The sequence below is a fragment of the Pseudomonas sp. CM27 genome (assembly GCF_013179515.1).
GTDB lineage: Bacteria > Pseudomonadota > Gammaproteobacteria > Pseudomonadales > Pseudomonadaceae > Aquipseudomonas.
This window is the reverse complement of the sequence record NZ_JABMCN010000130.1, coordinates 1-16,654: the sequence shown is the minus strand read 5'-3', so window position 1 is coordinate 16,654 and position 16,654 is coordinate 1. Positions and strand designations below refer to the sequence as shown.

Below are 16,654 nucleotides of genomic sequence, written 5' to 3'. Positions count from 1 at the left end.
CGCGCAGGCGGTGCTCGAACTTGACGCGTTTGGTCTTCGAGCCGATCAGGCCGAACCAGGTGAAATCGTTGCGCTTGAGAATGGCGGCGGTCAGCTCCATGTCGAGCTGATGGTTGTGGGTCATGACGATGCAGTAGCAGCCTGGCGGCAGTGCTGCCACTTCGTCGACCGGCTCTTCACTGACCACTTTGGTCACCCCGTTGGGGATGAACTCGGGGAATTCCTGCTCGCGCGAGTCGATCCAGCGCACCCGGCAGGGCAACGCGGCGAGCAAGGGTACCAGAGCCCGGCCGACATGGCCCGCGCCGAACACGGCGATCTGCGCCTGTACCGCCGCCATGGGTTCGAACAGCAGCACGGTCACCCCGCCACAGCATTGGCCCAGGCTGGCCCCCAGGCTGAAGCGCTCCAGGTGCGGGGTAGTGCGCTGCTCTTCGAGCATCTGCCGGGCGATGTGCAGGGCCTTGTATTCCAGGTGGCCACCGCCGATGGTGTCGAACAGGCCGCTGGCACTGACCACCATCTTCGAGCCGGCGTTGCGCGGGGTAGAGCCGCGCTCCTCGATGATGGTCACCAGCACGCAGGCTTCGCCCCGGGACTGGTGGTCGGCGAGGGCGTTGATCCATTGGTGCATGATCCATAACCTCTTTTAAGGTCTTCCACAGTCCCTGTGGGAGCGGGTTTACCCGCGAATGCGAGGGTGGAATTACCGCCGCCTTCGCGGGTGAACCCGCTCCCACAGGGTTCCTCGCTGTCAGTGAGGAGCGGTTTCCAGTTCCTGTTCGGCAGGCTGCGTGGCAGCCACCGCCTTGCGCATCTGCTCGCACCCCCACAACACCCGCTCCGGCGTCGCCGGCGCATCCACCTGCGGCTGCAGGCGATAATCGGCCAGGCTGGCCACGGCGTCCTTGATCGCACACCAGGCGGCGATGCCGAGCATGAACGGTGGCTCGCCCACGGCCTTGGAGTGGAACACGGTGTCTTCCGGGTTCTTGCGGTTTTCCACCAGCTTTACCCGCAGGTCGATCGGCATGTCGGCCACCGCCGGGATCTTGTAGCTGGCCGGGCCGTTGGTCATCAGCTTGCCCTTGGCGTTCCACACCAGTTCTTCTGTGGTCAGCCAGCCCATGCCCTGGATGAAGCCGCCCTCTACCTGGCCGATGTCGATGGCCGGGTTCAGCGAGTCGCCCACGTCGTGCAGGATGTCGGCACGCAGCATCTTGTATTCGCCGGTCAGGGTATCGACGATCACCTCCACACAGGCGGCGCCAAAGGCGAAGTAGTAGAACGGCCGGCCGCGTGCCTGGCTGCGGTCATAGTAGATTTTCGGCGTGCGGTAGAAGCCGGTGGTGGACAGCGATACCTGGGCGAAGTACGCCTGCTGCACCAGTTGCTCGAAGCTGACGATCTGGTCGCGCACGCGCACATGGCCGTTGCGGAACTCGACGTCTTCCTCGGTGACCTGGTAGTGCCGAGCGGCAAACTCGGTCAGGCGCTTCTTGAGGATTTCGGCCGCGTTCTGTGCCGCCTTGCCGTTCAGGTCGGCACCACTGGAAGCAGCGGTGGGCGAGGTGTTGGGCACTTTGTCGGTGTTGGTGGCGGTGATCTGGATGCGGCTGAAATCCACCTGGAAGACCTGCGCCACCACCTGCGCCACCTTGGTGTTCAGGCCCTGGCCCATCTCGGTGCCGCCGTGGTTCAGGTGGATGCTGCCATCGGTGTAGATGTGGATCAGCGCACCGGCCTGGTTGAGGAAGGTGGCGGTGAACGAAATGCCGAACTTCACCGGCGTCAGTGCCAGGCCTTTTTTCAGGATCGGGCTGTTGGCGTTGAACCGACGGATCGACTCGCGGCGCTCGGCGTAGTCGCTGCTGGCTTCCAGTTCGGCGGTCATCTCCTCGAGCATGTTGTGCTCGACGGTCTGGTAGTAGTGGGTGACGTTGCGCTCGGTCTTGCCGTAGTAGTTGGCCTTGCGCACCGCCAGCGGGTCGCGGCCCAGGTGGCGGGCGATGTGGTCCATCACCTGCTCGATGGCGACCATGCCCTGCGGGCCGCCAAAGCCGCGGTAGGCGGTGTTGGAGGCGGTGTTGGTCTTGCAGCGGTGGCCGTGCACGGTGGCGTCGCCCAGGTAGTAGGCGTTGTCGGAGTGGAACATCGCGCGGTCGACGATCGAACCGGACAAGTCGGGCGAGTAGCCACAGTTGCCGGCCAGGTCGAAGTTGATGCCATGCAGGCGGCCGTCATCGTCGAAGCCCACGTCGTATTCCACGTAGAACGGGTGACGCTTGCCGGTCATGGTCATGTCCTCGACCCGCGGCAGGCGCATCTTGGTCGGCTGGCCGGTCAGGCGCGCCACCACGGCACACAGGCACGCCGGGCTGGCGGCCTGGGTTTCCTTGCCACCAAAACCGCCACCCATGCGGCGCATGTCCAGCACCACCTTGTTCATCGGCACGTCGAGCACTTCGGCGACCAGCTTCTGCACTTCGGTGGGGTTCTGCGTGGAGCAATAGACGATCATGCCGCCGTCTTCAGTGGGCATCACCGAGGACACCTGGGTTTCCAGGTAGAAGTGCTCCTGGCCACCGATGTGCAGGGTGCCCTGGATGCGGTGCGGAGCGCTGGCCAGGGCAGCAGCCGAGTCGCCGCGCTGGTGGGTATGGCTGTCGAGGACGAAGTGCTTCTTGCGCAGCGCCTCGACCACGTCCAGCACCGGCTCCAGGTCTTCGTACTCGATGATCGCGGCCATGGCGGCGCGGCGCGCGGTTTCCAGGTCGCGGGCGGCGACAGCGAGTACCGGCTGGCCAAAGAACTCGACCTTGTCGATGGCCAGCAGCGGGTCGCCGGCCACCACCGGGCCGATGTCCTTGAGGCCGGGGATGTCTTCGTGGGTGATGGCGATACGCACGCCCTCGAATGCATAGCAGGGTGTGGTATCGACGCGCAGGATGCGCGCATGAGCGCGGTCGGCAGTGCGTGCGTACACGTGCAGCTGGTTGGGGAAGTCCAGACGGTCGTCGATATACACCGCCTCGCCAGACACATGCTTGTCGGCGCTGTCGTGCTTGACGCTGCGGCCGACACCGGTGGTCAGGTCCTGGCTGAACAGTTCGGCCATCTCGGCCTGGCTCTTGGCTACGTGATGGTTAGACATAAGCGGTCACCCGGGTCTCGATGTGCGGCGTTTGCTGTTCGATGAAGTACTTGCGCAGCAGGTTCTGCGCGGTCAGCAGGCGGTATTCCTTGCTGGCGCGGAAGTCGCTGAGCGGGGTGAAATCCTCGGCCAGAGCCTGGCAGGCGCGCTCGATGGCGGCCTGGTTCCACGGCTTGCCGCGCAGCGCCGCCTCGCAGGCGCGGGCCCGCTTGGGGATCGCCGCCATGCCGCCGAAAGCGATGCGCACGCCGCTGACCACGCCGTCTTCGATGCTCAGGTTGAAGGCGCCGCACACGGCAGAGATGTCATCGTCCAGGCGCTTCGACACTTTATAGGCGCGGAACACCCAGTCGCTGGTGGCGCGTGGCACGATGATCTTCTCGATGAACTCGCTGTCCTGGCGGGCAGTGATGCGGTAGTCGATGAAGTAGTCTTCCAGCGGCATCACCCGTTGCCGCTCGCCCTGGCGCAGCACAATCTGCGCATCCAGCGCGATCAGCAGGGGCGGCGAGTCGCCGATCGGGGAGGCGTTGCCGATGTTGCCGCCGAGCGTGCCCTGGTTGCGGATCTGCAGCGAGGCGAAGCGGTGCAGCAGGTCGCCGAAGTCGGGGTATTCCTGGTGGAGCGCGCCGTAGCAGTCGGTGAGCGGGGTGGCGGCGCCGATCTGCAGATGGCTGGCGGTTTTTTCGATGCGCTTGAGTTCGGCCACGTGGCCGACATAGATCATCACCGGCAGGGTCTTGTGAAACTGCGTGACCTCCAGCGCCAGGTCGGTACCGCCGGCCAGCAGTCGCGCTTCGGGGTGCGAACTGTACAGGTCGGCCAGGTCGGCCACGGTCAGCGGCACCAGGCAACGCTTGTCGCCGCTGTTCAGCTCGCCGGTCTGGGTCGGTGCGATGGCCTTGAGGCGGCTGATGGTCTGCGCTTGCTGGGCATCGAACTGGTCGCGGCAGGGCTGGCGGCAACTTTGTTCGGCGGCATCCAGGATTGGCCGGTAGCCGGTGCAGCGGCACAGGTTGCCGGCCAGGGCTTCCTGGGCCAGGTGCAAGTCAGGGCCGCTGCTGTTCTTCTGCAGGGCAAACAGTGACATGACGAAACCGGGGGTGCAGAAGCCGCACTGCGAACCATGGCAGTCGGCCATGGCCTGTTGCACGCTGTGCAGCTGGCCCTGGTGCTTGAGGCCTTCGACGCTGATCAGTTGCTTGCCGTGCAGCGACGAGACGAAGGTCAGGCATGAGTTCAGGCTGCGGTAACGCAGGCTGTCGTTGCCCTGGTCGTCCTCGGTCAGTTCGCCGACCACCACGGTGCAGGCGCCGCAGTCGCCGCTGGCGCAGCCCTCCTTGGTGCCGGGTTTGCCCAGGTGCTCGCGCAGGTACTGCAGCACCGTCATGTTGGGGTCCAGGGCATGCTCGCTGCGCAGCTCCTGGTTGACGAGAAACTGGATCACGGGGGTGGCCTCGCAATGGTTTTATTGTTGTTGGGCGGACTCTAAGCAAGACCTGTCCAGCAGGTCAATATTTTTCTGACTCAAAGGTCAAGAAAATGCCCGTGTCCATACCCGGCCGATCAGTACGCCCATATCACAAGCATAGATCGCGCCGCGCGCATGGCTGTCTGACAGGTCAAATAAACCGCCTGGCCCCTCTGCGCCAGCAGCGATCAAGTACGCTACAATCCGCCCCTTGTGCGAGCTCAACGATTTTGAAGGAAAACCATGACGTTCAAGGCCCCGGACAGCCTTTCCGAGCAGATTGCCGATTACCTGGCCGAACGCATCATTCGCGGCGAGCTGGCGCCAGGCGAGCGTATCCAGGAGCAAAAGGTTACCCAGGCGCTCAACGTCAGCCGCGGTTCGGTGCGCGAGGCGCTGCTGATCCTCGAGCGCCGTCACCTGGTGGCGATCCTGCCGCGTCGCGGTGCCCACGTGACCGAGCTGGACGAGCGCAGTGTGCGCAGCCTGTGCGCGCTGATGGGCGAGTTCTACATCCTGCTGGGCAACGCGGTTGCGCAAAAATGGCGCACCGATGCCGACCTGCGCCCGTTCCTGGACATCCAGCAGCGCCTGCAGCGCGCCCATGACCAGCTGGACATCAAGGCGTTCGTCGCTGACAGCTTCGCGGTCATGCGTGCGGCCTACCCGTTTGCCGACAACCCGTACCTGCAGGAAACCGTGGAAAACCTGCAGCCAGCCATGAGCCGCGCCTACTACCTGTCGCTGGACCAGCGCCAGGCCAACATGATCGACTACCTGGACCTGTTTGCCCGCCTGCTTGACGCCGTGGTTGCCCGTGACCTGCCGCGCATTCGCGAGGTGCTTACCGCCTATGGCCAGCGCAGCTGCGAACTGGTGCTGGCGGCGCTGGCCCGAGGCTGACCGATGCGCCTGAAATGCATTCGCCTGGCCGGGTTCAAGTCATTCGTCGACCCGACCACGGTCAACTTTCCCAGCAACATGGCGGCCGTGGTCGGCCCCAACGGTTGCGGCAAGTCCAACATCATCGACGCGGTGCGTTGGGTGATGGGCGAGAGTTCGGCCAAGAACCTGCGCGGCGAGTCGATGACCGACGTCATCTTCAATGGCTCCAGCGGCCGCAAGCCGGTCAGTCAGGCCAGCATCGAGCTGGTGTTCGACAACAGCGAAACCACGCTGGTGGGCGAATACGCCGCCTACGCCGAGATATCGATCCGCCGCAAGGTCACCCGCGACGCGCAGAACAGCTATTACCTGAACGGCACCAAGTGCCGGCGCCGCGACATCACCGACATTTTCCTGGGCACCGGCCTGGGGCCGCGCAGTTATTCGATCATCGAGCAGGGCATGATCTCCAAGCTGATCGAGGCCAAGCCCGAGGAACTGCGCAATTTCATCGAAGAAGCCGCCGGCATTTCCAAGTACAAGGAGCGCCGCCGCGAGACCGAGAACCGCATCCGCCGCACCCAGGAAAACCTGGCCCGCCTGAGCGACCTGCGCGAAGAGCTGGAGCGCCAGCTGGAGCGCCTGCACCGCCAGGCCCAGGCCGCCGAGAAGTACCGCGAGTACAAGGCCCACGAGCGCCAGCTGAAGGCGCGCCTGTCGGCGTTGCGCTGGCGCGATCTGGACGAGCGCGTGCGCCAGCGCGAGTCGGTGATTGGCGACCAGGACGTTTCGCACGAAGCGTTGGTGGCCGAGCAGCGTAATGCCGATGCGAGCATCGAGCGCCTGCGCGACGGCCATCATGAGTTGTCCGAACGCTTCAACCAGGTGCAGGGCCGCTTCTACTCGGTGGCCGGTGACATCGCCCGGGTCGAGCAGAGCATCCAGCACGGCCAGCAGCGCCTGCGCCAGTTGCAGGACGACTTCAAGGAAGCCGAGCGCACGCGGCTTGAAACCGAGTCGCACCTGGGTCACGACCGCACCCTGCTGGCTACCCTGGGTGAAGAGCTGGCCATGCTCGAGCCCGAGCAGGAACTGACCCTGGCCGCCGCGGAAGAGGCTGCGGCGGCCCTGGAAGAGGCCGAGCTGGGCATGCACGGCTGGCAGGAGCAGTGGGACAGCTTCAACAGCCGCTCTGCCGAACCGCGCCGCCAGGCCGAAGTGCAGCAGGCGCGCCTGCTGCAGCTGGAGGCCAGCCTGGAGCGCCAGGCCGAACGCCAGCGCAAGCTGGGTGAGGAGCGCGAACAACTGGGTAGCGACCCGCAGGACGCCGCCATGCTGGAACTGGCCGAGCAACTGGCCAGTAGCGAAATGCAGCTTGAAGAGCTGCAGCTGTCCGAAGAGCAGGTGGTCGAGCGCCTGGAAAACCTGCGTCAGCAGCTGCAACAGGCCACCCAGGCCCAGCAGCAGGCGCAGGGTGACCTGCAGCGCCTCGGTGGCCGCCTGGCTTCGCTGGAAGCCCTGCAGCAGGCGGCACTGGAGCCAGGTGCCGGTGCTGCCGACTGGCTGCGTGGTCAGGGCCTGGAGCAACAGCCGCGCCTTGCCGAAGGGCTGCGGGTGGAGCCGGGCTGGGAATTGGCGGTTGAGACAGTGCTCGGTGCCGACTTGCAGGCCGTGCTGGTAGATGATTTCAGTCGCCTCGATTTCGCTGGCCTGGAACAAGGTGAACTGCGCTTGCTGGTGGCCAGCAGCGTCAGCCCGGCATTGCCCGGCAGCCTGCTGGCAAAGGTCGAAAGCCGTATCGACCTGGCGCCCTGGCTGGGCCAGGTCAAGCCCGTGGAAGACCTGGCCCAGGCGCTGGCGCAGCGCGCATCGCTTGGCGAAGGCCAGAGCCTGGTCAGCCGCGACGGCTACTGGGTGGGTCGGCACTTCTTGCGCGTGCGCCGTGGCAGTGAAGCCGAGGGCGGCGTGCTGGCGCGCGGCCAGGAAATCGAGCGGCTGGGCCAGCAGCAGCTGGAACAGGAAGCGGCGCTTGAGCAGCTGGAGCAGCAACTGCAGGCCTTGCGTGAGCAGCAGCTGGGACAGGAAGAACAACGCGAGCAACTGCGCCGCCGCACCCAGGAAGAAAACCGCCTGCATGGCGAGCTGAAAGCCAGCCTCTCGGCCAGCCGCGCCCGCGCCGAGCAGGTCGAACTGCGCCGCCGGCGCCTGCAGGAAGAACTGGCCGAGCTGGAGGAGCAGCGCGCCCTGGAGCACGAGCAACTGGGCGAAGGGCGCTTGCTGCTGCAGGAAGCCCTGGAACTGATGGCTCAGGACACCGAACAGCGCGAGCAGTTGATGGCCCGCCGCGACACCCTGCGCGAAAGCCTCGACCGGGTGCGTCAGGATGCCCGCCAGCACAAGGATCACGCCCACCAGCTGGCCGTGCGCCTGGGGTCGCTGCGTGCCCAGCACGACTCCACCCGCCAGGCCCTGGAGCGCCTGGAGCAGCAGGCCGCGCGCCTGACCGAGCGCCAGCAGCAACTGAGCCTGAACCTGGAGGAGGGCGAGGCCCCGCAAGAAGAGCTGCGCCTGAAGCTGGAAGAACTGCTGGAGCGGCGCATGAGCGTCGACGAGGAAATGCGCCTGGCCCGCTTGCACATGGACGAAGCCGACCGCGAACTGCGCGATGCTGAAAAGCGCCGTACCCAGGCCGAGCAGCAGGCCCAGCTGCTGCGTGGCCAGCTGGAGCAGTTGCGCCTGGAGGCCCAAGGCCTGGATGTGCGGCGCAAGACCCTGCAGGAGCAGTTGCTGGCCGATGGCTACGACCTGCAAGGGGTGCTCGCCACCCTGGAGGCCGAGGCCAGCGAACAGGCCACCGAACAGGAGCTGGAGCAGCTCGACGCGCGTATCCAGCGCCTGGGCGCGATCAATCTGGCGGCCATCGAAGAGTACGAGCAGCAGTCTGAGCGCAAGCGCTACCTGGACGCCCAGAACGCCGACCTGGTCGAAGCCCTGGAGACACTGGAAAACGTCATTCGCAAGATCGACAAGGAAACCCGCAATCGCTTCAAGGATACCTTTGATCAGATAAATGCCGGATTACAGGCACTTTTCCCAAAAGTTTTCGGTGGCGGCAGCGCTTATCTGGAACTGACGGGCGAAGATCTACTCGATACAGGGGTGACGATCATGGCGCGACCGCCGGGCAAGAAGAACAGCACCATCCACTTGCTGTCCGGCGGCGAGAAGGCACTGACCGCTTTGGCGCTGGTGTTTGCCATCTTCAAGTTGAACCCCGCACCGTTCTGCATGCTCGACGAGGTCGATGCACCGCTGGACGATGCCAACGTCGGGCGCTACGCGCGCCTGGTCAAGGAAATGAGTGAGAGCGTGCAGTTCATCTACATCACCCATAACAAGATTGCCATGGAGATGGCGGATCAATTGATGGGGGTGACCATGCATGAACCAGGTTGTTCACGTCTTGTAGCAGTTGATGTGGAGGCGGCCATGGCCATGGTCGACGCTTGATGCGCGACGATAGGGGCACATTCTGCAGCGAAATGCCCCCGTCAGGTGCGACAGACGGTGTAAAGTTGTCTTTGGTCGTGCTAGCTTAATGTCACTCGTTTTTTGCGTGGGTAAAACGCCTGTCAGAACATAGAGTTGGCGCCACGTGTTAAAGGGCTTTGAACCCTTTGTTTTCAAGCATATTTTTATAGAGGCACGGGATTACATGGAAATCGGTCTGCGCGAGTGGCTGATCGTCATCGGCATCATTGTCATTGCCGGGATTCTTTTCGACGGCTGGCGCCGCATGCGCGGCGGTAAAGGCAAGTTGAAATTCCGTCTGGATCGCAGTTATTCCAACGTACCGGACGAAGAGGGCGGCACTGCCGAAGTGCTCGGCCCACACCGGGTGCTGGATGCCCACAAAGAGCCTGAGCTGGACGAAAGCGACCTGCCGTCGCTCAGCGCTTCTGGGCGTGATCGCGAGCGCGAGCCCAAGCCTGCCAAGGCCAGCAAGCGCGGCAAGCGTGCCACCGCTACGGCAGAGGTGCAGCAGGGCGATCTCAACCTCAGCGCCGCTCCGCGCGAGGCCGACCTGTTTGCCGACAGCGATGACGACTTTGCCGCCGACAACACTCGCAGCAGCGGCGCGGCGCCTGCCAGCAGCAGCGTCAAGGAGCTGCCGCCGGCAGAGGAAGTGCTGGTCATCAGCGTGATCTCCCGCGACGAGGGCGGTTTCAAGGGGCCGGCACTGCTGCAGAACATCCTGGAAAGCGGCCTGCGCTTCGGCGAAATGGACATTTTCCACCGTCACGAGAGCATGGCCGGTCACGGCGAAGTGCTGTTCTCCATGGCCAATGCGGTCAAGCCTGGTGTGTTCGACCTGGACGACATCGACCACTTCAGCACCCGCGCAGTCAGCTTCTTCCTTGGCTTGCCAGGCCCGCGTCATCCGAAGCAGGCCTTCGATGTGATGGTGGCCGCGGCACGCAAGCTGGCCCACGAGCTCAACGGCGAGCTCAAGGATGACCAGCGCAGCGTGCTGACCGCCCAGACCATCGAGCACTACCGCCAGCGCATCGTCGAATTCGAGCGCCGCGCGCTGACCCAGAAGCGCTGACAGATCCAGACGAAAGAGCAGCCTGAGGGCGTGCTGGTCGGTTCGGGTGTTGTTGTTACCTGTTCCGGCCCTATCGCCGGCAAGCCAGCTCCCACAGACATACCATTGTCCACCGGGCCTGTGGTGTACCTGTGGGAGCTGGCTTGCCGGCGATAGGGCCGGAGCAGGCGATAACAAATCCAGGCTCCAGTCACCACCTCCAGGCTGCTCTTTTGCTTTGCAAGAGAAGACAAATCCCATGACCGCCGAATCCCGTATCCACGAACTGCGCCACGAACTCGACCAGCACAACTACCGCTATTACGTGCTCGACGAGCCCAGTGTGCCCGACGCCGAATACGACCGTCTGTTCAACGAGCTCAAGGCCCTGGAGGCCGAAAACCCGCACCTGGTAACACCCGACTCGCCCACCCAGCGCGTCGGCGGCCAGGCCTTGGCCGCCTTCAGCCAGGTGCGCCACGAAGTGCCCATGCTCAGCCTGGGCAACGCCTTCGAGGAAGCCGACCTGCGTGAGTTCGGCCGCCGCGTGGTTGACGGCCTCGACCAGCCCGGGGCGGTCGACTTCAGCTGCGAACCCAAGCTCGACGGCCTGGCCGTGAGCTTGCTGTACCGCGACGGCCAGTTGGTGCAGGGCGCCACCCGTGGCGATGGCACCACCGGCGAGGACATCAGCGCCAACGTGCGCACCGTGCGCAACATCCCGCTCAAGCTGCAGGGCGAGGGCTGGCCGGCGGTGCTGGAGGTGCGCGGCGAGGTGTACATGAGCAAGGCCGGTTTCGATCGGCTGAATGCTGCTCAGGCCGAAGCCGGCGCCAAGACCTTCGCCAACCCGCGCAACGCCGCCGCTGGCAGTCTGCGCCAGCTGGATTCGAAAATTACCGCCAGCCGCCCGCTGGAGTTCTGCTGCTATGGCGTCGGTCAGGTTTCCGAGAGCATCGGCGACAGCCATATCGGCGTTCTCGAGCAGCTCAAGGCCTGGGGTATGCCGATCAGCCGCGAGCTCAAGCACGCGGCGGGTATCGAGGAATGCCTGGCCTACTACCGCGACATCGGCGAGCGGCGCAACAACCTGCCGTACGAAATCGACGGTGTGGTGTTCAAGGTAAACAGCCTGGCCTCCCAGCGCGAGCTGGGTTTCCGTGCCCGTGAGCCGCGCTGGGCAATCGCCCATAAATTTCCGGCCATGGAAGAACTCACCGAAGTGCTCGACGTCGAGTTCCAGGTTGGCCGCACGGGTGCGGTAACGCCTGTGGCACGCCTGAAACCGGTCAAGGTGGCCGGCGTGACCGTGTCCAACGCCACCCTGCACAACATGGATGAAATCGCCCGCCTGGGCCTGCGCATCGGTGACACGGTCATCATCCGCCGTGCCGGCGACGTGATTCCGCAGGTGATGCAGGTGGTGCTAGAGCGCCGCCCGGAAGGTGCCCGTCCGGTCGCCGTGCCAAGCGAATGCCCGGTATGTGGCTCGCAGGTCGAGCGTACCCAGCTGGTCAAGCGCAGCAAAGGCAAGGAAACCACCAGCGAAGGTGCGGTATATCGCTGTGTCGGCCGGCTGGCGTGTGGCGCCCAGCTCAAGCAGGCAATCATTCACTACGTGTCGCGCCGCGCCATGGACATCGACGGCCTTGGCGAGAAGAGCGTCGAGCAACTGGTGGACGAAGGCCTGATCGGTTCGCCGGCAGACCTCTACAAGCTTGAATTCGAGCAGATCGTCGGCCTGGAAGGCTTCGCTGAAGTGTCCAGCAGGAAACTGCTGGACGCCATCGAGGCCAGCAAGCGCCCGAGCCTGGCGCGTTTCATCTATGCACTGGGCATTCCGGATGTTGGTGAAGAAACCGCCAAGGTGCTGGCCCGCTCGTTGGGCAGCCTGGCACGGGTGCAGCAGGCACTGCCGCAGGTGCTTACCTACCTGCCGGACATCGGCCTGGAGGTTGCCCACGAGATCCACAACTTCTTCGAAGACGAGCACAACCAGAAGGTTATCAGGCAATTGCTGGACAGCGGCATGCAGCTGCAGGACGAAGGCGAGCTGGCGGCAGAGTTTGCGGCCAGCACCACCCTGGCCGGCATGATTGCCAAGCTCGACATCGCCTCGGTCGGCCCGACCGGTGCCGAGAAGCTGGTGGCCAAGCTCGACAGCCTGGAAAAGATCATCGCGGCCGACGGCATCGACCTGCGCCAGGCCTTGGCGGCCAAGCAGGCCGATGCCGTGCGTGAGTTCTTCAAGGATGAAGCCAACCAGAAGCTGGCGCGGGCCATCGAGGCGCAGCTGCTGGCGTTCGGCATGCACTGGAGCAGCGAGAAGAAGGTTGCCGAAGGCCTGCCGCTGGCGGGCCAGACCTGGGTGCTGACCGGCAGCCTGGAGCGCATGAGCCGCGACATAGCCAAGGACAAGCTGGAAAGCCTGGGGGCCAAGGTGGCCGGCTCGGTTTCTGGCAAGACCCACTGCGTGGTGGCGGGGCCGGGTGCCGGTTCCAAGCTGGCCAAGGCCAGCGAGCTGGGGGTGAAGGTGCTCGATGAGGATGCCTTCATCGGCTTCCTGGCCGAGCAGGGTATCGCGGTCTAACCCTTCTGCGCACCCCTGTAGGAGCGGCCTTGCGCCGCCCCTCCCATTGTAGGAGCGGGTTCACCCGCGAATAGGCCTTTGCAGGTCACCCCTGTCCGGACAAGTCATTGAGAAATGATGACTTTTTCTCATCCAGAGGTTGTATCTGCCCCCAAGACCGGTACAATGGCGCCACTCGCTGCTCAGCGAGGCATGTAGTGGTGGCCCCATCGGTCCCCCCGCATTGATTACCCGTCAACCTGGTCAGATCCGGAAGGAAGCAGCCATAGCGGGAACATCGAGTGCCGGGGTGTGGCTGGTGGGGCCGCCTCCATTACGTAAGTCCTTAATTCTAAAGGACTTCCTCCCAAGAAAATCTAGAAGTGGGCCAGTACCGTATTGCACCTAGTGGTGCGCTGTGGACGGCATTCTAGCCGACTATAAACCGCCTTCAGACAGCCTCCACCACCACTTTTTGCTGCCGTGGTAATAGTCGTGTTCGTCAGGTTACTGTGAGGTTGCGGCCCCAATTTTCTACAGGGCAGTAGCATGCGCATTGCAGTACCCAGCGGCGTGGTACTGGCGATCAACCTAACCAAACAACTCGCAAGACTGCGTTTGATAAGAAGGTGGCTGCTGCGGCTCTAGCTGGAGCGGCAAGTACCGCTCCTTCTGGATACCCCGCAGTAGGCGTAGCAGTTGCAATTGTCAGTGTCTCCGCCATTTTTCCTACCCTATCTGTCCGCCATCATACATGAAGCCCCGCAGATCCAGGTCTGCGGGGTTTTTCATTTCGGGATTATAAATAGCATTTGTAGATAGCTCACCGTGACGGGGAAAGATCAACTCACCGCTTCCGCGCGGGAAGTTGGTCGGAGCATCCCTGGTCTCAAAAGATGTGAAAGGAGAGGGGCTGGACCTGACATTTCTGCCAGTTGTCCTGCATAGCGGGCACTCCTACAGTAGAGCTGTTTAATCCATGCCGTTACGAGTGAGGAATGAGCCATGAGTTTACCAGGAGCTGTACCCCCAAGCGCCCCAGTAACAGTGGATGGCGTCGCGTCGATTGATGAAGAGCTCAAGGGCTTTGCGGCTTACGTGAAATCGAAATATCCGAACACGACGTCTACAGCCTTGCAACGTCCTTATATAGATGATGTGATTCACCCTGCGGCCACCGAGGATTTTGGGATCAGTGATGAATTGGTTGAGGATTCTGAGAGTACGGTGACTGTGCTTGTTGCTCTGGATGCCAAAACGGCGGAGCAAGACTATCTTGGCTTGTTTTGGGGGGGGGATCTGGTTGCGGGAGGGAAAATCACTAGTAGTGAGGCAGGGAAGTATAAGACATTCAAGATTGAAGGTAAGAAAATCCCAGAAGGTAGCTCTTTTTTGAAGTATACGGTGTACAAAGCAGTCGGCGGCGCATTTCTTGAGTCTCCGACAGTTAGCACGTTGTTCCGTAGAGGTCAGCCGGGCGTGAAAGGGACGCAAGGTGTTGGCTTGGAGCTCAGTGCGCCCGTCGTGGCCTTGCCTGCGTCTTCCGTTATTGGTCAAGACGAAGCAAAAGCAGGTATCAAGGTCACCATACTTGCCTATCTGAGCATGAATGAGAATGATGTGATCTATGTGTACTGGGGGGATCAGGAAATCTCGCACAAGGTGACTGAAGCTCAGGTCGGTAAGCCTATTGAATTGATGGTGCCGGAAGGTGTTGTAAAGGCAGAGGGCGATAGTAAATCATTGCCTGTATATTATTACGTTGCAGATGTCGTTGGTAACGAATCGGAATGGTCCGAAGAAACCAGGGTCGAGGTCAATACTGAAGGCGTTACGCTGAGCGCGCCTGAAGTGCTGAGTGGTAATGGTGCTGTTATCACAACGGGTGAGATCGAGACTGCCAGTATTTCACTGGACTATGTGGCCCTTCAGTTTCCTGGAAAGTTTCAGGTGGGTGACAGTCTCCTCCTGCATTGGGTGGGCACTACCGAGCAAGGTCAAAGCACATCAAAGAACTTTGGGCCGCTCATCGTCCAGGATTCGATCAAACCTCAGCGCGTTCAAATTCCGTACGATCAATGGTGGCCACTCGGTGGAGGCAGTGCACAGTTTTCATATACGTTGACACCCAAGACTGGGGTGCCCATTACATCGAAGAAAGGGTATATCAACGTTACAGGCATGGCTTCGTTGTTGCCAGTGCCGACGATCCACAAGACAGAAGGTGGTTGGGTTGATCCGGACCTCAAATTCATTAATGTCCTGATTCCGCTGACTGCCAATTTTCAAGCACAAGATGAAATTACCCTTGTGTGGCATGGCACAAAATCGGAGGGTTCCCCGCTTTCGATACCTGTAAAAAAGGTACCGGTCACCAGCAATATGGTTGGCAACCCGATAGCGATCCGGCTTGCTGGGCTGACTTTCCTCAAGGTGCTTGAAGGTGGTTTTGTGAAAGTCTCGTACCACGTGGCACGAGGCAAGCAGGTCTTCAAGTCTGAAACCGCAACTTACGAAATTGGCGACCCTGTTGAGAGCCTGCCGGCACCTGCAACTGAATTGCCGCTGATCAATAGCACCCTGGATCCCGATAATGATGAATATGAATTCAATATGGTCATCGAGATCCCTGAGGGTGCTGAGCAACCGGCCCCGTGCACGATTTACCTGCATTGGGAAACCTCTGAAGGTGATTATTATCGCGACGAACTGAAAGTCTCTAAAGATGATAACGGACCCTTTCGATTCACTGTGCCTCGCTCTGTCTATGAGTTAGAAGGTGCAGCGCCTGTAGAAATGACGGTATACTACGCGGTCGAATGGCCAGGAAAGCCTATTGCTGCATCCGCTGATTTTGTCTTCACCGTGGCAACCGCAGCGATGCAGAAGAATTTCATTGGCGCTCCAGTGGTGCCCTTGGAAGTGGGCGGCAAACTGAACCTGACACCAATCATTGACAATCTACTCCCCGTGCGTGTCGATCACCCCAGTCTGGCGCTTGGCGATGAAGTTGTCATCAAGGTCGGTAATTACTCAAGCGGTAAGATGCTGCTGACCAGTGCGGGTGCCAAAACATTCAATTTGCCGCTTGATCGAGTACTCGCTCAGAACATGAAATCACTGCTGGATAGTGCTGCTCAACCCCTTGCTGTGCGCTACGAATTGGTACGCAATGGGACCACGCAGGTCATTCTTTCCAATGTGCTTAATTTGCAGCTTATTGGAGCGGTTTCCAAGGAGAATTTTGAGTCGGTTGGGGCCAGGACTTTGCCGCTTGGGGCGGTACTAGAGTGCCCTGGGCTAACCGTTACAGTGACCAGAGGCCATTGCTCATTGTTGTGTAGCCGCTGCGATGGTTGGTATCCAACCTGGGGGAATATTATTTCTACGGGCCATGGTGCCCATATAAAATTTACTCTGAGAGGGTTGGCCAAGGCGATCAGCTTTGATATCGCGGATGATTTTAGAGGGGCGCATAAAGTACGCTTTTACACGGCAGCCGGCACTGTGATTACTACCATTCCAGCGCCGAAATTTTCCGATGCCAAGCCGGCGGGGTATCGACCTCATTCCACACGGGTTTCATTCACCTCACCTAGTTCTGCCATCAAGTCGTTTGAGTTCATGGATGGCGGTACAAATGTGCATCTCGATAACATTCGGTACACACCTTTTTAGGGATGGTCCGAAAAAGCCATGCATCTCTGGCTAACTTCAGTGGCTGCCAGTTTAAAAAGCGTCCGACTGATCCCAAAACCGGGATCAGTCGCGCGGTTCTATATTTTTTATTACCGCCAGCGCATCACGGCAGCCCTTTTGCGTATTACACACGCATTGACTGTCATCTCGTCAGGCCTGTGTAGCCCCCTTTTTTCCCAAGCCCCGCCGCAGCTAGCTGCATCAGGCGGCGGAATTTCGGGCATGCCAAATGATCTTCTTCCGGGCATTGCGCTGCGTGCCGCAAGCCCTTGCTCATGGCCTGCAACT

The 16,654-nt window shown here is 61.6% G+C and carries 8 protein-coding genes, 1 other RNA gene and 1 pseudogene; 6 read left to right on the top strand and 4 right to left on the bottom strand.

What is annotated here, in order from left to right; all coding sequences use genetic code 11:
* The 3 genes from xdhC to xdhA all read right to left on the bottom strand — a co-directional run.
* Window positions 1–634 (bottom strand): xanthine dehydrogenase accessory protein XdhC (xdhC, locus tag HP547_RS16910; RefSeq protein ID WP_172286894.1); only part of this gene is annotated, 634 nt, incomplete at its 3' end.
* A gap of 120 nt (window positions 635–754) precedes the next feature.
* Window positions 755–3,154, bottom strand: a complete 2,400-nt coding sequence (gene xdhB, locus HP547_RS16905; protein ID WP_172286893.1) for a xanthine dehydrogenase molybdopterin binding subunit — start codon at window positions 3,152–3,154, stop codon at window positions 755–757.
* Complete coding sequence (xdhA, locus tag HP547_RS16900; RefSeq protein ID WP_172286892.1) at window positions 3,147–4,601, bottom strand: xanthine dehydrogenase small subunit; 1,455 nt, start codon at window positions 4,599–4,601, stop codon at window positions 3,147–3,149. Before xdhA ends, xdhB begins: the two co-directional genes overlap by 8 nt.
* A gap of 267 nt (window positions 4,602–4,868) precedes the next feature.
* Between xdhA and HP547_RS16895 the strand changes: the two genes are divergently transcribed.
* The 6 genes from HP547_RS16895 (at window position 4,869) to HP547_RS16870 (ending at window position 16,345) form a co-directional block, all read left to right on the top strand.
* Entirely contained in the window at window positions 4,869–5,528 is a 660-nt protein-coding gene (locus tag HP547_RS16895; protein ID WP_172220397.1) for a GntR family transcriptional regulator, read from the top strand.
* A 3-nt stretch (window positions 5,529–5,531) separates the two neighbouring features.
* On the top strand, window positions 5,532–9,020 hold the full coding sequence (gene smc / locus HP547_RS16890) for a chromosome segregation protein SMC (RefSeq protein WP_172286891.1): 3,489 nt from the start codon (window positions 5,532–5,534) through the stop codon (window positions 9,018–9,020).
* 205 nt (window positions 9,021–9,225) lie between these two features.
* Window positions 9,226–10,119 carry a cell division protein ZipA gene (zipA, locus tag HP547_RS16885; protein WP_172286890.1) on the top strand — a complete coding sequence of 298 codons (894 nt, stop codon included), beginning with the start codon at window positions 9,226–9,228 and terminating at the stop codon, window positions 10,117–10,119.
* Window positions 10,120–10,357: 238 nt separating this feature from the next.
* Entirely contained in the window at window positions 10,358–12,688 is a 2,331-nt protein-coding gene (gene ligA, locus HP547_RS16880) for an NAD-dependent DNA ligase LigA (RefSeq protein ID WP_172286889.1), read from the top strand.
* 207 nt (window positions 12,689–12,895) lie between these two features.
* Window positions 12,896–12,992, top strand: an RNA gene (ffs, locus tag HP547_RS16875) — signal recognition particle sRNA small type.
* A 680-nt stretch (window positions 12,993–13,672) separates the two neighbouring features.
* The gene (locus HP547_RS16870) at window positions 13,673–16,345 is read left to right on the top strand and encodes a hypothetical protein (RefSeq protein WP_172286888.1); all 2,673 of its coding nucleotides are present in this window, start codon (window positions 13,673–13,675) and stop codon (window positions 16,343–16,345) included.
* Window positions 16,346–16,508: 163 nt separating this feature from the next.
* Here the strand turns inward: HP547_RS16870 and HP547_RS29690 are convergent.
* Window positions 16,509–16,654: pseudogene (locus tag HP547_RS29690) on the bottom strand (MerR family transcriptional regulator); the annotation flags it as partial.

Bases quoted from the DNA above. Each gene is read 5' to 3' on its own strand.
- xdhB (WP_172286893.1), bottom strand. From the start codon at position 3,154: ATGTCTAACCATCACGTAGCCAAGAGCCAGGCCGAGATGGCCGAACTG.
- HP547_RS16895 (WP_172220397.1), top strand. From the start codon at position 4,869: ATGACGTTCAAGGCCCCGGACAGCCTTTCCGAGCAGATTGCCGATTAC.
- smc (WP_172286891.1), top strand. From the start codon at position 5,532: ATGCGCCTGAAATGCATTCGCCTGGCCGGGTTCAAGTCATTCGTCGAC.
- zipA (WP_172286890.1), top strand. From the start codon at position 9,226: ATGGAAATCGGTCTGCGCGAGTGGCTGATCGTCATCGGCATCATTGTC.
- ligA (WP_172286889.1), top strand. From the start codon at position 10,358: ATGACCGCCGAATCCCGTATCCACGAACTGCGCCACGAACTCGACCAG.
- HP547_RS16870 (WP_172286888.1), top strand. From the start codon at position 13,673: ATGAGTTTACCAGGAGCTGTACCCCCAAGCGCCCCAGTAACAGTGGAT.